The 18,589-nt window shown below is 74.3% G+C and carries 18 protein-coding genes; 11 read left to right on the top strand and 7 right to left on the bottom strand.

What is annotated here, in order from left to right:
- Window positions 1–205: 205 nt before the first annotated feature.
- Both OG946_RS03055 and OG946_RS03050 read left to right on the top strand, forming a co-directional pair.
- Window positions 206–874, top strand: a complete 669-nt coding sequence (locus tag OG946_RS03055) for a hypothetical protein (RefSeq protein WP_326794614.1) — start codon at window positions 206–208, stop codon at window positions 872–874.
- Window positions 875–1,094: 220 nt separating this feature from the next.
- On the top strand, window positions 1,095–1,886 hold the full coding sequence (locus OG946_RS03050; RefSeq protein ID WP_326794613.1) for a class F sortase: 792 nt from the start codon (window positions 1,095–1,097) through the stop codon (window positions 1,884–1,886).
- 22 nt (window positions 1,887–1,908) lie between these two features.
- Here OG946_RS03050 and OG946_RS03045 read toward each other — a convergent pair whose 3' ends face one another.
- Window positions 1,909–3,279, bottom strand: a complete 1,371-nt coding sequence (locus OG946_RS03045) for a dipeptidase (RefSeq protein ID WP_326794612.1) — start codon at window positions 3,277–3,279, stop codon at window positions 1,909–1,911.
- Window positions 3,280–3,437: 158 nt separating this feature from the next.
- On the opposite strand from OG946_RS03045, the gene OG946_RS03040 reads away from it, so the two are divergent.
- Window positions 3,438–4,811 carry a geranylgeranyl reductase family protein gene (locus OG946_RS03040; protein ID WP_326794611.1) on the top strand — a complete coding sequence of 458 codons (1,374 nt, stop codon included), beginning with the start codon at window positions 3,438–3,440 and terminating at the stop codon, window positions 4,809–4,811.
- On the opposite strand, the gene OG946_RS03035 is transcribed toward OG946_RS03040, so the two are convergent.
- Complete coding sequence (locus tag OG946_RS03035) at window positions 4,795–5,247, bottom strand: nitroreductase family deazaflavin-dependent oxidoreductase (protein WP_326794610.1); 453 nt, start codon at window positions 5,245–5,247, stop codon at window positions 4,795–4,797. The two genes, OG946_RS03040 and OG946_RS03035, sit on opposite strands and share 17 nt — an antisense overlap.
- Before the next feature lie 159 nt (window positions 5,248–5,406).
- Here OG946_RS03035 and OG946_RS03030 point away from each other — a divergent pair, with 159 nt between their 5' ends.
- The 3 genes from OG946_RS03030 to OG946_RS03020 all read left to right on the top strand — a co-directional run bounded on the left by OG946_RS03030 (window position 5,407) and on the right by OG946_RS03020 (window position 8,283).
- A complete protein-coding gene (locus tag OG946_RS03030; RefSeq protein ID WP_326794609.1) occupies window positions 5,407–6,108 on the top strand; it encodes a TetR/AcrR family transcriptional regulator in 702 nt (233 codons plus the stop codon).
- Window positions 6,109–6,286: 178 nt separating this feature from the next.
- Window positions 6,287–7,621 carry a sensor histidine kinase gene (locus tag OG946_RS03025; RefSeq protein WP_326794608.1) on the top strand — a complete coding sequence of 445 codons (1,335 nt, stop codon included), beginning with the start codon at window positions 6,287–6,289 and terminating at the stop codon, window positions 7,619–7,621.
- Window positions 7,618–8,283: a response regulator transcription factor gene (locus tag OG946_RS03020; RefSeq protein WP_326794607.1), complete on the top strand. Its 666-nt coding sequence runs from the start codon at window positions 7,618–7,620 to the stop codon at window positions 8,281–8,283. Before OG946_RS03025 ends, OG946_RS03020 begins: the two co-directional genes overlap by 4 nt.
- Before the next feature lie 3 nt (window positions 8,284–8,286).
- Here the strand turns inward: OG946_RS03020 and OG946_RS03015 are convergent, their stop codons facing one another.
- Together OG946_RS03015 and OG946_RS03010 are read right to left on the bottom strand one after the other, a co-directional pair.
- Complete coding sequence (locus OG946_RS03015) at window positions 8,287–10,506, bottom strand: terpene synthase family protein (protein ID WP_326794606.1); 2,220 nt, start codon at window positions 10,504–10,506, stop codon at window positions 8,287–8,289.
- Between the two features lie 202 nt (window positions 10,507–10,708).
- Complete coding sequence (locus OG946_RS03010; RefSeq protein ID WP_326794605.1) at window positions 10,709–11,389, bottom strand: response regulator; 681 nt, start codon at window positions 11,387–11,389, stop codon at window positions 10,709–10,711.
- A 181-nt stretch (window positions 11,390–11,570) separates the two neighbouring features.
- Here OG946_RS03010 and OG946_RS03005 point away from each other — a divergent pair, with 181 nt between their 5' ends.
- Genes OG946_RS03005 through OG946_RS02995 form a run of 3 tightly spaced genes read left to right on the top strand, consistent with a single transcriptional unit; the run spans window position 11,571 to window position 14,696 of the window.
- A complete protein-coding gene (locus OG946_RS03005) occupies window positions 11,571–12,566 on the top strand; it encodes a Bug family tripartite tricarboxylate transporter substrate binding protein (protein ID WP_326800126.1) in 996 nt (331 codons plus the stop codon).
- A complete protein-coding gene (locus tag OG946_RS03000; RefSeq protein ID WP_326794604.1) occupies window positions 12,563–13,180 on the top strand; it encodes a tripartite tricarboxylate transporter TctB family protein in 618 nt (205 codons plus the stop codon). Before OG946_RS03005 ends, OG946_RS03000 begins: the two co-directional genes overlap by 4 nt.
- A gap of 1 nt (window position 13,181) precedes the next feature.
- A complete protein-coding gene (locus OG946_RS02995) occupies window positions 13,182–14,696 on the top strand; it encodes a tripartite tricarboxylate transporter permease (protein ID WP_326794603.1) in 1,515 nt (504 codons plus the stop codon).
- On the opposite strand, the gene OG946_RS02990 is transcribed toward OG946_RS02995, so the two are convergent.
- Entirely contained in the window at window positions 14,650–14,895 is a 246-nt protein-coding gene (locus tag OG946_RS02990; protein WP_326794602.1) for a DUF6332 family protein, read from the bottom strand. The genes OG946_RS02995 and OG946_RS02990 overlap by 47 nt on opposite strands.
- Before the next feature lie 88 nt (window positions 14,896–14,983).
- Between OG946_RS02990 and OG946_RS02985 the strand changes: the two genes are divergently transcribed.
- Complete coding sequence (locus OG946_RS02985) at window positions 14,984–15,379, top strand: MarR family winged helix-turn-helix transcriptional regulator (RefSeq protein ID WP_047014490.1); 396 nt, start codon at window positions 14,984–14,986, stop codon at window positions 15,377–15,379.
- A 30-nt stretch (window positions 15,380–15,409) separates the two neighbouring features.
- On the opposite strand, the gene OG946_RS02980 is transcribed toward OG946_RS02985, so the two are convergent.
- Window positions 15,410–16,714 (bottom strand): MFS transporter, encoded by a 1,305-nt coding sequence (locus OG946_RS02980; protein ID WP_442814257.1) that lies wholly within the window; start codon window positions 16,712–16,714, stop codon window positions 15,410–15,412.
- A gap of 17 nt (window positions 16,715–16,731) precedes the next feature.
- Between OG946_RS02980 and OG946_RS02975 the strand changes: the two genes are divergently transcribed.
- A complete protein-coding gene (locus OG946_RS02975) occupies window positions 16,732–17,958 on the top strand; it encodes an ROK family protein (RefSeq protein WP_326794601.1) in 1,227 nt (408 codons plus the stop codon).
- A 45-nt stretch (window positions 17,959–18,003) separates the two neighbouring features.
- On the opposite strand, the gene OG946_RS02970 is transcribed toward OG946_RS02975, so the two are convergent.
- Window positions 18,004–18,555 carry a GNAT family N-acetyltransferase gene (locus OG946_RS02970; RefSeq protein ID WP_326794600.1) on the bottom strand — a complete coding sequence of 184 codons (552 nt, stop codon included), beginning with the start codon at window positions 18,553–18,555 and terminating at the stop codon, window positions 18,004–18,006.
- Window positions 18,556–18,589: the final 34 nt, after the last annotated feature.

Here is an 18,589-nt window from a genome sequence, read left to right as displayed (position 1 = left end):
CCGAGGGGGACACGAGGGCGCGATGGGCTCGCGAGGGGCGCGAGAGACGTGGCGGAACGGCGGGGTGGCCGTGGCAACCCTATTGGCCCTGCTATTGCCCCGTTCAGCAGTTTTTGAGTGCGTGTCACCGGCTCCGGCTGCATAGCGTCTCCGGTAGCGGCGGCCCACGTCGTCGCGTTCCCCCCACTTCAGGAGCGAACGACCGATGCGGATCATATCCACGGCGCTGGCAGCCGCGGCCGTCGGTGCCGTCGCCGCCGGCTTCACGGCCACGGTGGCGACGGCGCAGGGCAACGACGACGACATCACCTCCTTCGGCTTCACGGTCACCCCCAAGACCGTCAAGCCGGGCGGCAGGGTCGAGCTGACCGTGACCGAGTGCGACAAGGAAGCCACGGCCGCGTCGGCGGTCTTCGACAAGACGACCCTCGGCACGGGCGGCGGTACCCAGAGCGCCCAGGTGATGGTCGACCTCGACGCCAAGCCGGGCGCCTCCTTCGACGTGACGTTCACCTGCGGCGCCGAGTCCGGCACCGCGCCGCTGACCATCGCCGCCGCCGGTGGCGGCAAGTCGGAGACCGGCTCCACGTCCAGGCCGCGCCAGGAACAGGGCAAGGAGGCGACCCAGTCGGCGCTGCCGTCGCAGCCGGGCAAGGAGGGCGCGGAGCCCGCCGAGCCGGGCAAGGAAAAGGAAGCGGTCAGCCAGGCCGAGCCGGCGCATCCGGTGAAGCCGGCGCATCCGGCACGCGGCGGCCTCGGCGGCTCCCAGGAGGACCGCACCGTGATGCTCTCCGGCGGCGCCGGGCTGACCGCCGCCGGCGCGTTCGGCGGGGCCCTGCTGCTACGGCGCCGGGATACGCCCGGCCGCGACTGACCCCGCGGCGCAGGCCCGGTCCGCATCGCGCGTGCCGCCCCGCGGCCTCCGGGCCGCGGGGCGCACGACGCGGGCCGTACCCGACGTCCCGTACACCTCCCCGCACCGCTCCCCGCACCGCTCCCCGCACCGCTCCCCGCACCGCTCCCCGCACCGCTCCCCGCACCGCTCCCCGCGCACCTTCCCGCGTGGCTCCCCCCGGGCAGAAACGGTCCGCACCATGCACGAGCAACGCACCATCGACCCCTACGCCGCGATGCCCTACGGCATGACCCCCCACGGCACGCTGCCCCACGACCCGACCGGGTACGGTCCCGCACCGAACGGCACCGCGTCCGGCGGCCCGCCCCCGGACCCCGGCGGCGACGGCGGGGGCGGCGGGAGCGTGGCCGGCGCGCCGCGCGACAAGTTCGCCGCGGGCGTCGTCATCTGCGTCATGCTCCTGGGCATCGGCATGATCCACACCGCGCTCACCGGCGGCTTCGGCCCACCGCAGCCCTCCGCGGAGAGCGCGCTCACCGACGACGGCCCGCCCGCGCACCCGCCGCTGGCCACCTCGCGGCCGGCCACGATCCGGATCCCCGCCATCGGCGTCGACGCGCCGCTGACCGACGTCGGTCTCGACCCCGACGGCTGGCTCGCCGCGCCGCCTCCCGGCGTACGCAACCTCGCCGGCTGGTACCGGGACGCCGCCACCCCCGGCGCCACCGGCACCGCCGTCGTCACCGGGCACGTCGACGACGCCGCCGGGCCCGCCGTCTTCTACCGCCTCGGCGGCCTGAAGCGCGGCGACGTCGTCAAGGTCGACCGGGAGGACGGCCGCACGGCGGAGTTCACCGTCTACGCCGTCGAGGTCTTCGACGCCGCCGACTTCCCCAGCCGGCGCGTCTACGGCGACACCGACCGGGCCGAACTGCGCGTGCTCACCTGCGGCGGCCGCTACCGCGAGGGGGACGCCCCCGGCTACGAGGGCAACGTCGTCGTCTTCGCCCGGCTCACGGACGTCGCCTGACGGCCGCTGCCGGCCCGCGGACTCAGTCCGCGCGCCCGGCCGCGTACCGGTGCAGGAAGAGCGCCTCCGCGAACGACAGCCGCTCCAACTCCTCCGGCGACACGCTCTCGTTCACCGCGTGGATCTGCGCCTCCGGCTCGGAGAGCCCGATCAGCAGGATCTCCGCCCGCGGGTACAGCTCGGCCAGGGTGTTGCACAGCGGGATCGTGCCGCCCTGCCCGGCGACCTGCATCTCCTCGCCCGGGTACGCGGCACGCAGCGCCTCGGCCATCGCGCGGTACGCGGGGCTGGTGACGTCGGCGCGGAACGGCTCGCCCGAGCCGTACGACTCGGTGGTCACCCGTACGCCCCAGGGCGCGTGCGCCTCGAAGTGCGCCCTCAGGCGCTCCGTCGCCTCCGCCGAGTCGTGGCCCGGCGGCAGCCGCAGGCTCACCAGCGCCGCGGCGGTGGCCTGTACGGAGGGCGTGGCCCCGGCCACCGAGGGGACGTCCATGCCGACGACCGTCACCGCGGGGCTCGCCCAGATGCGGTCCGCGACGCTGCCCGTGCCGATCAGCTCCACGCCGTCCAGCACCTTGGCGTCACGGCGGAAGGCGTCCTCCGGGTAGGCCAGGCCGTCCCACCGGGAGCCGGGCGCCAGGCCGTCGACCGTGGTCGAGCCGTCGGGGCCGCGCAGCGAGTCGAGGATCCGGATGAGCGCGGCGAGGGCGTCGGGGGCGGCGCCGCCGAACTGGCCCGAGTGCAGGTTCCCCGCCAGCGCGTCCACCTGTACGCGCAGCATCGTCATGCCGCGCAGCGTGGCCGTGACCGTGGGCAGCCCGACACGGAAGTTGCCGACGTCGCCGATGACGATCGTGTCGGCCGCCAGCAACTCCGGGTGCTGCTCGGCGTACTGCTGCAGACCGCCGGTGCCCTGCTCCTCCGAGCCCTCCACGATGACCTTGACCGAGACCGGTACGCCGCCGTTCTCGCGCAGCGCGCGGAGCGCGGTCAGATGCATGAGGACGCCGCCCTTGCAGTCCGCGGCGCCGCGCCCGTACCACCGGCCGTCGCGCTCGGTCAGCTCGAACGGCGGGCTGAGCCACGCCGATTCGTCGAGCGGCGGCTGTACGTCGTAGTGGGCGTAGAGCAGCACCGTGGGGGCGCCGGCCGGTCCTGGCAGGTACCCGTACACCGAACGGGTGCCGTCCGGGGTGTCGAGCAGCCGCACGTCCTCGAAGCCCTCGGCGGTCAGCGCGTCGGTGATCCAGTGGGCGGCGGCGTCGGACTCGGTCGCCGGGAAGCGCTCCGGGTCGATGAGCGCGACCGAGCGGAAGGAGACCAACTCGGCCAGTTCGGTACGGGCGCGCGGCAGCAGACCGGCGACGGTGCCGGCGAGCCGATCGGTGTCCATGGGAACGCTCCTCGGGCGAACTGCGTTGTGTCCTGCGGTGTCGGGTCCCGGAATCGGGGCGAGCGGTGACGATCATCGCACAGCGGTGCGTCGTTCTAGGATGCGGCAGGTGGGCGCCCCCGGGTGGGGGAGGCCGGAAACAGGAGCAGAGAGCGAACGTGACCAGCGAGAACGAGGCGGGCAACGAAGCGGGCGAAGCGGCGGACGGCCGCTCGCCGGGCGACGCACGGGACGCGGCCGGGGAGGCGGCGCCGGACGAAGGGCCCGCGAAGACGCCGCCGGTGGCGCCCGGGGCGGCGGCCGATGCCGAGGCCGGCGGGGAAGCCGGCGGGGAGCCGAAGGTCTGGGACGTCGTGGTGATCGGCGCCGGTCCCGCCGGTGCCTCCGCGGCGTACGCCGCCGCCCGACAGGGCCGCAGCGTCCTGCTCCTGGAACGCTCGGAACTGCCCCGCTACAAGACCTGCGGCGGCGGCATCATCGGGCTGTCCCGCGAGGCGCTCCCCGACGGAGTCGAACTGCCGCTGCGCGACCGCGTCAACGCCGTGACGTTCACCATGCGAGGCCGGCTCGGCCGCACGCGCCGCTCCCGCCGCACCCTGTTCGGGCTCGTCAACCGCGCCGAGCTGGACGCCCGGCTCGCCGAGGCCGCGCAGGGCGCGGGGGCGCGGCTGCGTACCGGCGTGACCGTCGCGCGGGTCGAGCAGCACGGGCCCGACGTGCCGGACCGGCGCACGGTGGCCGTGCACCTGTCGGGCGGCGAGAAGGTGCTGGCCCGCGCCGTGGTCGGCGCGGACGGCAGCGCGGGGCGGACCAGCAGCCATGTCGGGGTGGAGCTGGAGCAGGTGGACCTGGGTCTGGAGGCGGAGATCCCGGTGCCGCCGGAGGTCGCCGACGACTGGCGCGGCCGGGTGCTCATCGACTGGGGCCCGCTGCCCGGGAGTTACGGCTGGGTCTTCCCCAAGGGCGACACGCTGACGGTCGGCGTGATCTCCGCCCGCGGCGACGGCGCCGCGACGAAGCGCTATCTGGAGGAGTTCACCGCCCGGCTCGGTCTTGCGGGCTTCGAGCCGAGGCTGTCGTCGGGGCACCTCACGCGCTGCCGCGCGCACAACTCGCCGCTGTCCCGCGGCCGGGTCGTCGTCTGCGGCGACGCCGCGGGACTGCTGGAGCCGTGGACCCGGGAGGGCATCTCGTACGCGCTGCGCTCCGGCCGGCTCGCGGGGGAGTGGGCGGTGCGGATCGCCGAGGCCCAGGACGCGGTGGACGCGCGGCGCCAGGCGCTCAACTACGCGTTCGCCGTGAAGGCGGGCCTCGGCGTGGAGATGGCGGTCGGGCGGCGGATGCTGGCGGCCTTCGAGCGGCACCCCGGGGTGTTCCACGCGGCGCTGACCGGATTCCGGCCGGCGTGGCACATGTTCACGAAGGTCACGCAGGGGTCGACGACGCTCGGCGAGATCGTCCGCACCCACCCGGTGGCCCACCGGGCGCTGTGGCTGCTGGACCGGAAGAGCGCGCTCAACGGGTCTCGGTGATGCGGAAGACCGGGTGGTCGGGGGCGGCGGCGAGCAGCTCCTCGTTGGAGGACTTCGCCGTCACGCCCTTGAAGTACTGATTGACCTCCCAGCCCCAGCGCTTGAGGTAACTGCGCAGCACGGGCGCGGCGGTGGCGGGCGGCAGCTCCTCGACGGTGAACGTGCGCACCTTGCGGCCGACGCGCAGCTCTCCGCCGCCGGCCGCGCGCATGTTGCGGACCCACTGGGAGTGGCCGCGGGCGGAGACGAGGTACTGCTCGCCGTCGTGCTCGTGCAGGTTGACGGGCAGGCGCAGCATTTTGCCGGACTTGCGGCCGCGTACGGACAGCTCCGTGGTGCCCATGATGCTGAGGCCGTGGCGCGCGAGCCAGCCCACCACCTTGTTGAGCCGCGCGGCCAGCGGGCCGGACTTGAGATAGTAGGGCTGCGTGGTCATCGTGACCTCCTGGGGTGAGCGGTGATCTGAATCGAGAGCACTGCTCTCGCTGGAGAGCAGTGTGCACCAGAACGGTGGTCCAAAGCAAGAGCACTGCTCTCGTTTCTGTGCACCGATCTCATTTGTGTGCACTGCTCTCCCGGTGGCAGACTGACCCCCATGACGAGGGCCACAGGAGCCAGGGAGCGCGCCCGCACCGAGATCGCCGAGAGCATCAAGGCCGAGGCCAGACGCCAGCTCGCCGACGCGGGCGCCGCCCGCCTCTCGCTGCGCGCCGTCGCCCGCGAGCTGGGCATGGTCTCCTCGGCGCTCTACCGCTACTACCCCAGCCGTGACGACCTCCTCACCGCGCTGATCATCGACGCCTACGACGCCGTCGGCGCCGCCGCGGAGCGCGCCGTCGCCGCCGCGCCCGCCGCCGACCCCGTCGCCCGCTGGACCGCCGGCTGCCGGGCCGTACGCGGCTGGGCGCTGGCAAACCCGCACGAGTACGCCCTCCTCTACGGCTCCCCGGTCCCCGGCTACGCCGCCCCCGAGACCACCACCGCCCCCGCCTCCCGCGTCGCCCGCGCGCTCATCGGCGTCGCAGAGGACGCCGACGACGCCGGGCTGCTCGACCCCGTGACCGTCGAGTCCGCCGACGTGCTCCGGGACGCCGAGCAACTGGTGCGCCGCCTGGGCGTACGGCTGCACCCGGCGGCGATGGCGCGGCTGGTCGCCGCCTGGTCGCAGCTCTTCGGCCTCGTCGGCTTCGAGGTGTTCGGCCAGTTCCACGAGGTCGTCCACGCCCGCGAGGAGTTCTTCGAGCGGGCCGCGGCGGACCTGGGCCGCGGTATCGGGCTGCGCACCCCCGCCGCGTAGCCCCCGCAGCAGCGCCCCAGGACCGGCCCCGCCAGCTCCATGCCCGGGCACCCCCGGCCCTCACCCCCCCCGCAACCACCGGCCTCACCCCCGCTGAGCAGGTACTCCACCGGGAGTACGCCGGGTGTCCGCGTACGGCTGACGCCCGCAGGCGCCGCCGCCGGTTAGCGTTTCAGCCATGCGACGCGGAGGACCCCCGTGGTGGGGGCGGGACGACGAGGCCGGCGGCCGGCGGTGGCCGGGGCCCCCGTTCGGCGGGCCCTACGCCCCCGGCGGCCCCGACGACAACGACGGCCGCCCGCTGCCCGGCATGCTCCGCTGGCTGCCCAGCCGCGACCGCCTCCCCTGGCGCTCCACCCTCTTCCTGACCTTCTTCATGGTCATCGGCACCCGCGGCGCCGCCCAGGCCACCGACCGCGTCGACCCCTTCCCCGGCGCCATCGGCTTCCTCCTCGCCGCCGCCGTCCTCCTCCTGCTGCGCCACCGCTACCCGCGCACCGCCGCCTTCGGAACCGTCGCCGTCTGCCTCGGCTATCTGGCCACGGGCTTCCCGTACGGGCCGATCTTCCTCAGCGCCGCCGTCGCCTGCTTCGCCGCCATCTCGGTGGGGGAGCGGCACGCCGTCTGGGGGGCGCTCGCGCTGCTCTTCGCCGGCCACATCGCGTACACCTCCGTCCTCTACCGCTGGCTGCCGCCGAGCGACGACGGCGGCGGCCACTGGGGCCAGGTGCTGTTCGTCATCGCCTGGGTGCTGGCGGTGGTCGCGGGCGGCGAGTTGATGCGTACGCGCCGCGAGCAGTGGGCCGCCGCCCGGGCCGAGCGCGAGGAGGCCAAGCGCCGCCGCGCCGACGAGGAGCGGCTGCGCATCGCCCGCGAGCTGCACGACGTGCTGGCGCACAGCATCTCCGTCATCAACATCCAGGCGGGCGTGGGCCTCGCGCTCCTCGACCAGCAGCCCGAGAAGGCCCGCGAGGCGCTGACCACCATCAAGTCCGCCAGCAAGGAAGCGCTCGGCGAGGTACGCCAGGTGCTCGACGCGCTGCGCACCCCCGGCGGCGCCCCGCGCTCGCCCGCCCCCGGCCTCGACCGGCTCGGCGAGCTGAAGGAGCAGGCCGCCGCGGCCGGCCTCACCGTGGACATCACCGTCGAGGGTGCGCGGGCCGCGCTGCCGCCGGGTACGGAGCTGGCCGCGTTCCGCATCGTCCAGGAGGCGCTGACCAACGTCGTCCGCCACTCCGGCTCGCGCACCGCCCGCGTCCTGGTCCGCCACGCCCCCGGCGAGCTGGAGCTGCGGATCGACGACGACGGCCCCGCCACCGCGAGCGGCCTCACCGGCGGCGGCAACGGCCTGGTCGGCATGCGCGAGCGCGCCTCCGCGCTCGGCGGCACCATCGAGGCCGCCACCCGCGCCGACGGCGGCTTCCGGGTGCGGGCCCGCATCCCGCTCCCTGCGGATAGCGTGAACGCCGGCCGCGAGACCCCCAGTCGCCACACCCCAGAGGAGCGCCAGTGATCCGCGTGATGCTCGCCGACGACCAGGTGCTCGTACGGGCCGGCTTCAGCGCCCTCCTCGACGCCCAGCAGGACGTGGAGGTGTGCGGCGAGGCGGCAGACGGCGAGCAGGCCGTGGCCCTCGTCCGTGAACAGCGCCCGGACGTCGTCCTCATGGACCTCCGCATGCCGGTCCTCGACGGCCTGGAGGCCACCCGCCGGATCACCGGCGACCCGGACCTGGCGGGCGTGAAGGTCGTCATGCTCACCACCTTCGAGCTGGACGAGTACGTCTTCGAGGCGATCCGCTCCGGCGCCTCCGGCTTCCTGGTCAAGGACACCGAGCCAGAGGAACTGGTGCGCGCGGTACGGGCCGTGGTCGAGGGCGACGCGCTGCTCTCCCCGGGCGTCACCCGCCGGCTGATCTCCGAGTTCGCCGCCCGCTCCAAGGAGCCCGCGGCGGCCGCGGCGCTGGACGAGCTGACCGAGCGCGAGCGGGAGGTCATGGCGCTGGTGGGCATGGGCCTGTCGAACGAGGAGATCGCCCGCCGGCTGGTGGTCAGCCCGCTGACGGCCAAGACGCACGTGAGCCGGACCATGGTCAAGCTCGGCGTCCGGGACCGGGCGCAACTGGTGGTGCAGGCGTACGAGTCGGGGCTGGTACGCCCCGGCTGGCTCGGCTGACCCTCACGCCCCGGCCCACGCCGCCGGCCGCGCCGCCGCCGTGCCGAGCCCCGCCGGCGGCCCGCCCGGCAGCCCGGGACCGCCCGCGTCCTCCGCCAGCTCCGTGGCCCCGTACCGCCGCACGTGCAGGTGCCAGTTGAGGATGCCGGCCATCCAGTTCTGCAGGTCGCGTACGTACCCCGCCACCGCCGCGCGCACCTCCTCCGATGCCCCGAGATCCGCGTACAGCACCGGCAGCCCGGCTTCGAGGACGTGCTCGAACTGCCGCATCCGCCCCGCCGTGAGGTCGTGCACGATCCGCACCGCCGCCGGGTAGCCGACGCCGAAGAAGTTCTGCACCACCAGAACGCCGTTGTGGAAGTCGCCGTCGTACTCGATCTCCTTCTGGTAGGAGAACAGGTCGTTGAGCAGACAGGCGTAGTCGACGGCGGAGTTCTCCAGCGCGCGGACCGGCCCGCTCGCGTACACCTCGGTCGGCACGGTGTCTCCGCGGCGCAGCCGGCACAGGTACATCGTCATGTCGGAGCCGAACGTCGCCCGGCGCATCTCGATGTAGTCGACCGGGTCGGGGACGCGGTTCTGCGCCTGGTTGGACAGCTCCCACAGCCAGGCGTCGAGCATCACGTCCACGGCCGCCCGGAAGTGCGCACGCTGCTCCGGCGACATCGGCCCGGACGTCCGCCGCCACAGGTCACCCAGCCCGCGTTCCAGCGGGTTCGCCGGCGGCGGTGCCGGGGTGCCGTCGCCCAGCGGCATGCACAGCTTCAGCCGGTCGTTCGCGGCCCGCGCGCCGGTCAGGTCGCGGGAGCGGCCGAAGACGGCCGGGTAGTAGTCGTCCCCGTACGTGCCCCAGGCCAGCCACTGCGAGGCCAGGTCCAGCTCCTCCTCGTCGGCGTCGGGGTGCAGCCCTGCGGCGCAGAGCGGGAAGTCGAAGCCGCGCAGCCGCCGGGCGTCCCAGATGTACGACCCCGGCACCCCAGGCTGCGGTTCGAGCAGCCCCATCCGGCGGGCCCAGTCGACCGTCCGGGGCCGGGCCCCGTCGAGGTGCGGCGAGAGGCGCAGCCCGTACGGCATGGGCAGCTCCGGCACGAGCGACGGGCCGACCCGCCGGTGTGGTACGTGCGCGTACGAGCGCAGCCGCGTCGCCCCGGTCGCCGTCAGCAGCCCGCGCACGTCCACCCCGGCCCCCGCGGGCGCGTACGGCAGGGCGGGCGGGCCGGCGGCGCCCTCGTTCATGTACCGGCTGGAGCGCAGGTGCCACTCGTGCCCGCCCGACTGCCAGTCCTGCATCCCCTTCGCGTACGCCACCACCCGCGCGCACTCCGCCGGCGTCAGCTCCTCCTCGGCGAAGAGCAGGGGCAGTTCGGTGAGCGCGGTGTGCTCGAACTGCTGCATCCGGGACGTCAGCAGGTCGTTGACGCGCTCGGCGGCCTCCTGCGTACCGCAGCCGAGGAACGTCTCCAGCACCAGCACGCCGTTGCTCAGCTCACCCTCCTCCTCGACCTCGCGCTGGTACGAGAAGAGGTCGTTGCGCAGGTGCACGGCGTCGGAGAAGGTGTCGCGCAGCACCAGCAGCGGCCGGGACGCGGCCACCCGGTCCGGCACCTCCGCCGCCGCCGCGTACTCCACCAGCCCCGCGGACCACGGCGCCCCGCCGACCTTGCGGCGCATCTCGACGTACTCGACGGGGTTGGCCACCCGCCCCTCGTCGATGTTGGCCAGCTCCCAGAGCGACTCGTCGAGCAGGTTGACCGTGCTCTGCGCGAACCGCCGCCGCCACCCCGCCGACATCGCGGGCACGGTCCGCGCCCAGAGGTCCGCGAGCCCCGCCTCCACCGGGTTGCGCGGCTCCGGCACGTCCGCGCCCGAAGGCTCCAGCGGCATGAACGCGGGCAGCCGGTCGAGGTACGCCTTGGCGCCGGCCCGGTCGCGGTCGCGCTTGAACGCCTCCACGAAGTGGTCGTCGAAGAAGAACACCCACACGTACCAGTCGGTGACCAGCGACAGCACGTCCGCCGAGCACTCGGGATGGGTGTACGCGCACAGCAGCGCGTAGTCGTGCGCGTCGAGGTCGGCGGTGTCCCAGATGCCCGAGCCCTCCAGCATCCCCATCCCGCGCGCCCACGCCCGCGAGTGCCCCCGCGCCTGCTCGACGTGCGGGTTGAGCCGCGCGGGCCACGGCAGATAGAAGGTCGGCAGTTCGAACGGCTGCTTAGGCGGCATCCGCCCCTCCCCGGGTTCGTTCGCGTCCAGCGCCCGGGTCAGCACTACCCCCGGCGTCGCCCTGGCACCCGGGGAAGCACCCGAAGGAGTGACGCGTGGGGCGCGCGTGCGGGTCGGGTACGGGTCGTATACAGCGCCGCCCGCGGGCGTACGGGCCGGGCGTGCGCGCTCCGGCGCCGGCGCGCGGCCGTATGCGTACGCTTCAGCCGGCCCAGCGGTAGCGGTGCTCGGGCCGCCCCGTGCCGCCGTACTTCAGCGACAGCTCGGCCCGCCCGGAGTCGGCGAAGTGCTCCAGGTAACGCCGGGCGGCCACCCGGGAGATGGCCGCCGCCTCCGCGCACTCGCTGGCCGAGAGCCCTCCGGGGTGCTCGCGCAACACCCGCTCCACCAGCTCGGCGGTGCGCACGTTGAGCCCCTTGGGCAGCGCGCCGGAGACCGTGGGGCGGGTGCTGAAGAGCCGGTCGACGTGCGCCTGCTGGACCCCGCCGGTGTCGTCGAGCGCGTCGAGCCGGGCCCGGGTGGCGGCGAAGTGGCGCAACTGCTCCTGCAGCGCGGCCTGGCTGAACGGCTTGATCACGTAGTGCAGCGCGCCGCCGTGCAGCGCGCCGCGGATGGTTTCGGCGTCCCGGGAGGCGGTGATCACGAGGACGTCGGTGTCCGCGTGCTCACCCGCGCGCAGCCGCCGCAGCACCCCGATGCCGTCCATGTCCGGCAGATAGACGTCGAGCAGCACCAGGTCGGGGCGCAGCCGCGCCACGGCGCGCAGCGCCTCCGCGCCGCTGTGCGCGACGCCGGCCACCTCGAAGCCCTCGGTCGCCGCGACGTAGCGGCTGTGCAGCTTGGCCACCATGAAGTCGTCGTCGACCACCAGTACCCGGATCACGGCGGTCAGGCTAGCGCTCCGGGGCGGTCCGCGCCGGGACCAGAACGACCAGAAGTTTCCTTGCGTTCACAAGCGCGACACCTGGGGACCGCGGCGGGAGCATGTGGCGACATCCGGACCCCAGTGATCATCCACGGCTCCGCGGAGCCGGCTCCTCGACGAAGAGGCGGTGACCCGTACCGTGCGTCTGCCGACCACTCTACGCACCCCGTTCGCGCTCGCGGCAGCGGCGCTGCTGGTGCTCCTCGGCCCGCCGCTCATCACGGAGGGGGACGGCGCGGCGGGCGGCAGCCGGATCCCCGGCCTGGAGCTGATGGTGCCCAACACCCCCGGCGGCGGCTACGACATCACCGCCAGGACCATCGCCAGGAACATCGAGGAGGCCGACCTCGGCAGCAACGTCGAGGTCTTCAACCTCCCCGGCGCCGGCGGCACCGTGGGCCTGTCCCGGCTGGTCAACGAGCACGGCAACGGCAAGCTCGCGATGTCCATGGGGCTCGGGGTCAGCGGTGCGGTGCGTACCAACACCACCGGCCACACGCTCGCCGACACCACCCCCATCGCGCGGGTGACCGAGGAGCCCGACATCGTCGTGGTCCCCGCGGACTCCCCGTACAAGACCTTCGAGGACCTGCTGGCCGACTGGAAGGCCTCCCCGGGCAAGACCCCGGTCGGCGGCGGCTCGTCCCCCGGCGGTCCGGACCACCTGGCGCCGATGCTGATGGCCCGGGCCGCCGGGATCGTGCCCAAGGAGGTCAACTACGTCCCGTACGACGGCGGTGGCGAGCTGCTCGCGTCGATCCTCGGCGGCAAGGTCGCCTTCGGCGTCTCCGGCGTCGGCGAGTACCTCGACCAGATCGAGGCGGGCGACCTGCGGGTGCTCGCGGTCACCGGCGGCGAGCGGCACCCGGGTCTGGACGCGCCGACGCTGCGCGAGACGGGCATCGACGTGGCGTTCACCAACTGGCGCGGCTTCGTCGCCCCGCCCGGGCTGTCCGACACCGAACGCAAGAACCTCATCCACCTCTTCGAGAAGCTGCACGACACCGACGAGTGGCGGCAGTCGCTGAAGACGAACGGCTGGACCGACGCCTTCCTCACCGGCGAGAAGTTCGGCGACTACCTCGACGCGCAGGACCGGCGCGTGGTGTCGGTGCTGAAGGAGCTGGGCCTGTGACGAACGAGCCGAAGACGAACGAGCCGAAGACGAACGAGCCGACGGCGGACGGGACGCGTACTCCCACGGAACCGCCGGACCGCAAGGACGCCCCGGACGGCACGCCCGCTCCCGGCGGCCCGCTCGCCCTGCTGCGCGGCAAGTCCGAACTCGGCGTCTGCGTCCTGTTGCTGGCCCTCGGCGTACTGGTGCTGATCGACGCGCTGACCATGGACACCGACTACGCCCAGCGCGGCCCGGTCGGCCCCGAGGCCGTCCCCACCGTCATCGGCATCGCCCTCCTCGTCGTCGCCGCCCTCCTCGCCGTCGACGTGCTGCGCGGCGGCAAGGGCGAGGCCGAGGGCGGCGAGGACATCGACCTCGACGCGCCCTCCGAGTGGCGCACCGTGCTGCTGCTCGCCGGAGTCTTCCTCGCCTCCGCCTTCCTCATCGGTGAGGTCGGCTTCCCCATCGCCGGCGCCCTGCTGTTCTGGGGCGCGGCCTACGCGCTCGGCAGCCGGGCGTTCGCCACCGACCCGCTCGTGGCCGCCGTGCTGTCGGTGATCACGTACACCGTCTTCAACAACCTGCTGGGCGTCCCGCTGCCCGGCGGACCGCTCATGGAGGTGCTGTGAGATGGACTCCTTCACCTCTCTCATCGACGGCTTCGGCACCGCGCTGACGCCCGCCCACCTCCTCTGGGCCGCCGTCGGCGTCCTCCTCGGCACCGCGATCGGCGTCCTGCCCGGCATCGGCCCGGCGATGGCCGTGGCCCTGCTGCTCCCCGTGACGTACGGTCTCGAGCCCACCGCCGCGCTCATCATGTTCGCCGGCATCTACTACGGCGGCATGTTCGGCGGCTCGACCACCTCGATCCTGCTCAACACACCGGGGGAGAGCGCCGCCGTGGTCGCGGCCATCGAGGGCAATCCGATGGCCAAGTCGGGCCGCGGCCCGCAGGCCCTGGCCGCCGCGGCGATCGGGCACTTCGCGGGCGGCATGATCGGCACGATCCTGCTGGTCGCGCTGGCCCCGGTGATCGCCGACCTGGCGGTCGACATCGGCGCGCCGGACTACTTCGCCCTCATGGTCCTCGCGTTCATCGCGGTGACCTCCGTACTGGGCCGCTCCCGCATCCGCGGCTTCGCCTCGCTGCTCATCGGGCTGACCATCGGCCTGGTCGGACTCGACCAGATGACCGGCCAGGAGCGGCTGACGTTCGGCTCGCTGCAGCTCGCCGACGGCATCGACGTCATCATCGTCGCGGTCGGCCTCTTCGCGGTCGGCGAGGCGCTGTGGGTGGCCGCCCGGCTGCGCTCGGGCAACCAGGGCCCGATACCCGTCGGCCGGCCGTGGCTGGCCCGTTCCGACGTGCGGCGCACCTGGCGGCCGTGGCTGCGCGGGCCGGTGATCGGGTTCCCGTTCGGGGCGATCCCGGCGGGTGGCGCGGAGATCCCCACCTTCCTGTCGTACGTGACGGAGAAGCGGCTGTCGAAGCACAAGGACGAGTTCGGCAAGGGCGCCATCGAGGGCGTCGCGGGGCCGGAGTCGGCGGCGTCCGCCTCCGCAGCCGGGACGCTGGTGTCGATGCTCACGCTCGGCCTGCCGACGACCGCGACCGCCGCCGTGATGCTGGCCGCGTTCCAGCAGTACGGCATCCAGCCGGGCCCGCTGCTCTTCGACCGCGAACCCGACCTCGTGTGGGGCCTGATCGCGTCGCTGTTCGTCGGGATGTTCCTGCTGCTGCTCATCAACCTGCCGCTGGCGCCGGTCTGGGCCAAGCTGCTGCGCATCCCGCGGCCGTACCTCTACGCGGGCATCCTGTTCTTCGCGGCGGTCGGCGCGTACGCCGTCAGCGGCGAGGCGGCCGACCTGGTCATCCTGCTGGTGATCGGCCTGATCGGGCTCGGCATGCGGCGCTACGGGCTGCCGGTGCTGCCGGCGATCATCGGCGTCATCCTCGGCCCGGCGGCCGAGCAGCAGATGCGCCGGGCGCTCCAGCTCAGCGACGGCAGCCTGAGCGGCCTCGTCAACACCCCGTTCGCGGTCACGCTCTACGCCGTCATCGCGCTGATCCTGCTCTGGCCCCTGGTCAGGCTGCTGCTCACCAGCGGCGCAGGACGAGCGCGACGCGGATCACGAACGCCGTAGCCCCGGCCGCCTTCGCGGCCGTCAGCACCCCCACCCTTGCGTCGCCGCGCACCGCGTCGAAGAACAGCGCGGGCGCGGCGACCGCGAGGAACACCGCACCCGCCAGCAGTGCCGCCGTGACGGCCGCGTACACGATCTCGACGGTCAGGGCGTCCCGTTGGCTCTGCGTCCTCGGTCCCCGCATTTCCAGCCCCCTCATGCCCCGAACTCTATCCCCGAAGCGCCGTGTTCAATCCGTTGCACACCGGCCGTCACATCCCGCTCACGGGCTGGTACGGTGCCATGCCATGGCAACGGGGAGCGCCGAAGGCGCGGTCGTTTCTCAATGGCGGGAGATCCGCGCGGTGCACGCGCGGGCGGTGGGCGAGTTGGACCGTGAGCTGCATCGATACGGCATCGGGGCCAGCGACTTCGAGGTGCTGGACGTGCTCCTCGGCATGGCGAACTCGGGTGACAGGGCGAGCCTGCGGGTGCAGGAGCTGGCGGACCGGGTGCACCTGAGCCAGAGCGCGCTGTCCCGCCTCGTCGGCAGGCTGGAGAAGCACGGTCTGGTGACCCGCGGCATGTGCCCGGAGGACCGCAGAGGGGTGCAGGTGTGCGTCACCGACGCGGGCCGCACGCTGCACGCCGAGGCGCTGCCGGTGCAGCGGGCGGTGCTCGCCCGCACGGTCGGCATCAGATGACCGGCCGGCCCGGCTCCCGGGCCCGGCTCCTCACGTCCCGCGGGGGCGCCCGCCGTTCTGCACGGCCTGCATCGCGTACGCGATGAGCGCTGCCGCCCCGGCGAGCAGCGCCACCGTGCTCAGCGCGGCGCGCAGCGAGAACCAGTCGGCGAGGAAGCCGATCGCCGGCGGCCCGAGGAGCATGCCGCCGTAGCCGAGCGTGGACGCGGCGGCGACGCCGTTCGGGCCGGCCAGTTCGCCGGCGCGGCCGATGGCTATGGGGAATATGTTGGCCAGGCCGAGCCCGGTGAGGGCGAAGCCGGCCAGGGCGCCCCAGACGTACGGGGAGAAGGAGCCGAGCAGCATGCCGACGCAGGCGGTGGCGCCGCCGGCGACGAGGGCGCGGTTCTGGCCGAGCCGCAGCAGCAGCGCGGTGCCGGAGAGCCGCCCCGCGGTCATGGCGAGGGCGAAGACGGAGTAGCCGGCGGCGGCCAGTCCCGGGCCCGTGTCCAGGGACTCCTTGAGGTGCAGCGCGCTCCAGTCGGCCATGGCCCCCTCGCCGTACGCGGTGCACAGGGCGACCAGCCCGAGCACGGCGACGAGCAGCCGGGTGCGCCCGGCTGGCCGCTCCGCCGGGGCCGGCCCGCGGCCCGCCTCGGCGTCCGACGCGTCCGCGTCCGGTCCGTCCGCCCTGTCCGCGACATCCGGCGCGGGCGGCCGCTTCGGGGCCGGGAGGGCGAGGAGCGCGGGCCCGGCGAAGGCGGTGACCGCGAGCCCGAGCAGCGCGAGGAGCAGCAGGTGCCGGGTGGGGGAGAGGTGCCCCGCGACGAGCGCGCCGAGCCCGGCGCCGAGCATCCCCCCGAGGCTGAACGCCGCGTGGAAGCTGGGCATCACGGGCCGCCGCAGGGCGGCCACCAGGTCGACGGCCGCGCTGTTCATGGCGACGCTGATGGAGCCGAACGCGGCGCCGAAGACCACCAGGACGAGGCCGAGCGCGAGCGCGGAGCGGGTCAGCGGCGGCAGCACCACGCCGGCCGACAGCAGCGCGGCCGTGCCCACGGTCACGGCGTGCGCGCCGTAGCGGCGGATGAGACCGCCGGTGAGCACCATGGTCGCCACCCCGCCCGCGGACACGCCGAGCAGCGCAAGGCCCAGCGCGCTGGGCGAGGCGCCGGTCTGGTCCTTGATGTCCGGGATCCGGACGACCCAGCCGGCGAAGACGAAGCCGTCGAGGGCGAAGAAGACGGTCAGGACGGTACGGAGACGGGCGAGCTGGGCTCCGGCGGGGCCGCGGGGCACGGCGGTGCCGCGCAGTGACCGGGGGAGCGCCGCCCGTATTTTGTTTAGCGTCGGCACAAAGACAGAATAGAAGCGTGACGCCGACTCGTACAAGGCCCGCGCGACCCGAGAGAGGCCGGAGCGCGCTGGGGCCCGCGCTGGAGCTCGTCCACACCGGCCGGGCGCCCACCCGCGCCGTGCTCACCGCGGAACTGGGCGTGACCCGCGCCACCGCGGGCGCCGTCGCGGCGGAGCTGGCGGCGCTGGGCCTGATCACCGTGGACTCCCGGCCCGCCGCCGCCGGACACCAGGGCCGGCCCTCGCACGGCCTGTCCGTCAACCCCGGGGGCCCCGTCGTGCTCGCCGCGCAGGTGCACGCGGACGGCTTCCGCGCCGCCCTCGTCGGGCTCGGCGGCCGCATCGTCGCCACCGCCCCCGGCTGCGGTACGGTCCCGGCCGACCCCGCGCACGTACTCGCCGCCGTGGTCGAGGAGGGCGCCAAGCTGCTGCGCGCCACCGGGCGGACCTGCGTGGGCGCCGGCCTGGCCGTGCCGTCCGCGGTCGCGGAACCGGACGGCGAAGCGCTCAACCCGCTGCACCTCGCCTGGCCCGCGGGCGCGCCCGTACGCCGCATCTTCCACGACTGCCTGACCGCCTCCGGCATCGAGTTCGCCGCCGCCCCGCGGGCGTTCACCGGCAACGACGTCAACCTCGCCGCCCTGGCGGAACACCGCCACGGCGCGGGGCGCGGCTCCGCGCACCTGCTGTGCGTCGCCACCGGCCACCGCGGCGTCGGCGGGGCGCTCGTCCTCGACGGGCGGCTGCACACCGGCAGCGCCGGACTCGCGCTGGAGGTCGGTCACCTGACCGTCAACCCCGACGAGGGCCTGCCCTGCCACTGCGGCAGCCGCGGCTGCCTGGACGTCGAGACCGATCCGCTGGCGCTGCTGACGGCCGCCGGCCGCGCGCCGGGCCCCGAGGTCTCGCTGCTCCAGCAGGCCCGCGAGCTGGTACGCGACGAGCACGCGGACCCGGCGGTCGCCGCCGCCGTCGACCTGGTCGTGGACCGCCTCGGCCTCGGCCTCGCCGGCCTCGTCAACATCCTCAACCCCGACCGCATCATCCTCGGCGGCCTGCACCAGGTGCTGCTGGCCGCCGCGCCCGAGCGGCTGCGCGCACGGGTGGCGGACCGCAGCCTGTGGGGGCGCAGCGGCGGCGTCCCGGTGCTGGAGTGCACGCTCGACCACAACAGCCTGGTCGGGGCCGCCGAACTCGCCTGGCAGCCGGTGCTCGACGACCCCCTCGGCGTACTGGAGCCGTAGGCCGGCTCCCGGCATCCCCGGCCGTGCCGGGGGCACACGGGGAGGTCAGAGCGGGGACCGGTCGTCGCGCAGCCGGCTGAACAACTGGCCGTCGCGCCACTGCCCGTCCCGGAACTCCGCGGCGCGGATGACGCCCTCCAGGGTGAACCCTGCCCGCTTCAGCGACGCCTGCTCGGCGAGGTTCTCCGCGTGCGTGGCGGCTTGGACACGCTGCGCGGGAGTGTGCCGGAACAGGTAGTCACACAACATGGCCTGCGCCCGCCAGCCGATGCCCTGACCGCGCCACTCCGGCAGGAGCGCGATGCCGATCTCCCAGTACTTCCCGAGTCCGCCGAACGTGCCACTGCGGTAACCGACGAATCCGGCGGCCCCCTCGGCGGCGCCGGCGTCTACCATCAGCCGGCTGTCGTCCTCGCCGAGAAAGCCGTCCGCGGCGAACCGCCTGGCCGGGGCGGCCGCGTCGCGGAACCCGGCCCAGTCCAGGCCGACGAGACCCGGCTCGACGGCGAACCGGCGAAACATCGCCAGATCGTCCTCACGCACGGGACGCAGACGAATGGTCAGGTCACCGGCCACGGCCGATGGTTCAGTGGGCATCTCCGCCGTCATACGCTCCGACCCTACCCGGCGG

The sequence above is a fragment of the Streptomyces sp. NBC_01808 genome (assembly GCF_035917395.1).
In the GTDB taxonomy this organism is placed as follows: Bacteria; Actinomycetota; Actinomycetes; order Streptomycetales; family Streptomycetaceae; genus Streptomyces.
The sequence above is the reverse complement of the archived record's forward strand: the minus strand, read 5'-3'. Positions and strand labels throughout refer to the sequence as shown.

Bases quoted from the DNA above. Each gene is read 5' to 3' on its own strand.
- OG946_RS03055 (WP_326794614.1), top strand. From the start codon at position 206: ATGCGGATCATATCCACGGCGCTGGCAGCCGCGGCCGTCGGTGCCGTC.
- OG946_RS03050 (WP_326794613.1), top strand. From the start codon at position 1,095: ATGCACGAGCAACGCACCATCGACCCCTACGCCGCGATGCCCTACGGC.
- OG946_RS03045 (WP_326794612.1), bottom strand. From the start codon at position 3,279: ATGGACACCGATCGGCTCGCCGGCACCGTCGCCGGTCTGCTGCCGCGC.
- OG946_RS03035 (WP_326794610.1), bottom strand. From the start codon at position 5,247: ATGACCACGCAGCCCTACTATCTCAAGTCCGGCCCGCTGGCCGCGCGG.
- OG946_RS03030 (WP_326794609.1), top strand. From the start codon at position 5,407: ATGACGAGGGCCACAGGAGCCAGGGAGCGCGCCCGCACCGAGATCGCC.
- OG946_RS03025 (WP_326794608.1), top strand. From the start codon at position 6,287: ATGCGACGCGGAGGACCCCCGTGGTGGGGGCGGGACGACGAGGCCGGC.
- OG946_RS03015 (WP_326794606.1), bottom strand. From the start codon at position 10,506: ATGCCGCCTAAGCAGCCGTTCGAACTGCCGACCTTCTATCTGCCGTGG.
- OG946_RS02995 (WP_326794603.1), top strand. From the start codon at position 13,182: ATGGACTCCTTCACCTCTCTCATCGACGGCTTCGGCACCGCGCTGACG.
- OG946_RS02990 (WP_326794602.1), bottom strand. From the start codon at position 14,895: ATGAGGGGGCTGGAAATGCGGGGACCGAGGACGCAGAGCCAACGGGAC.
- OG946_RS02985 (WP_047014490.1), top strand. From the start codon at position 14,984: ATGGCAACGGGGAGCGCCGAAGGCGCGGTCGTTTCTCAATGGCGGGAG.
- OG946_RS02970 (WP_326794600.1), bottom strand. From the start codon at position 18,555: ATGCCCACTGAACCATCGGCCGTGGCCGGTGACCTGACCATTCGTCTG.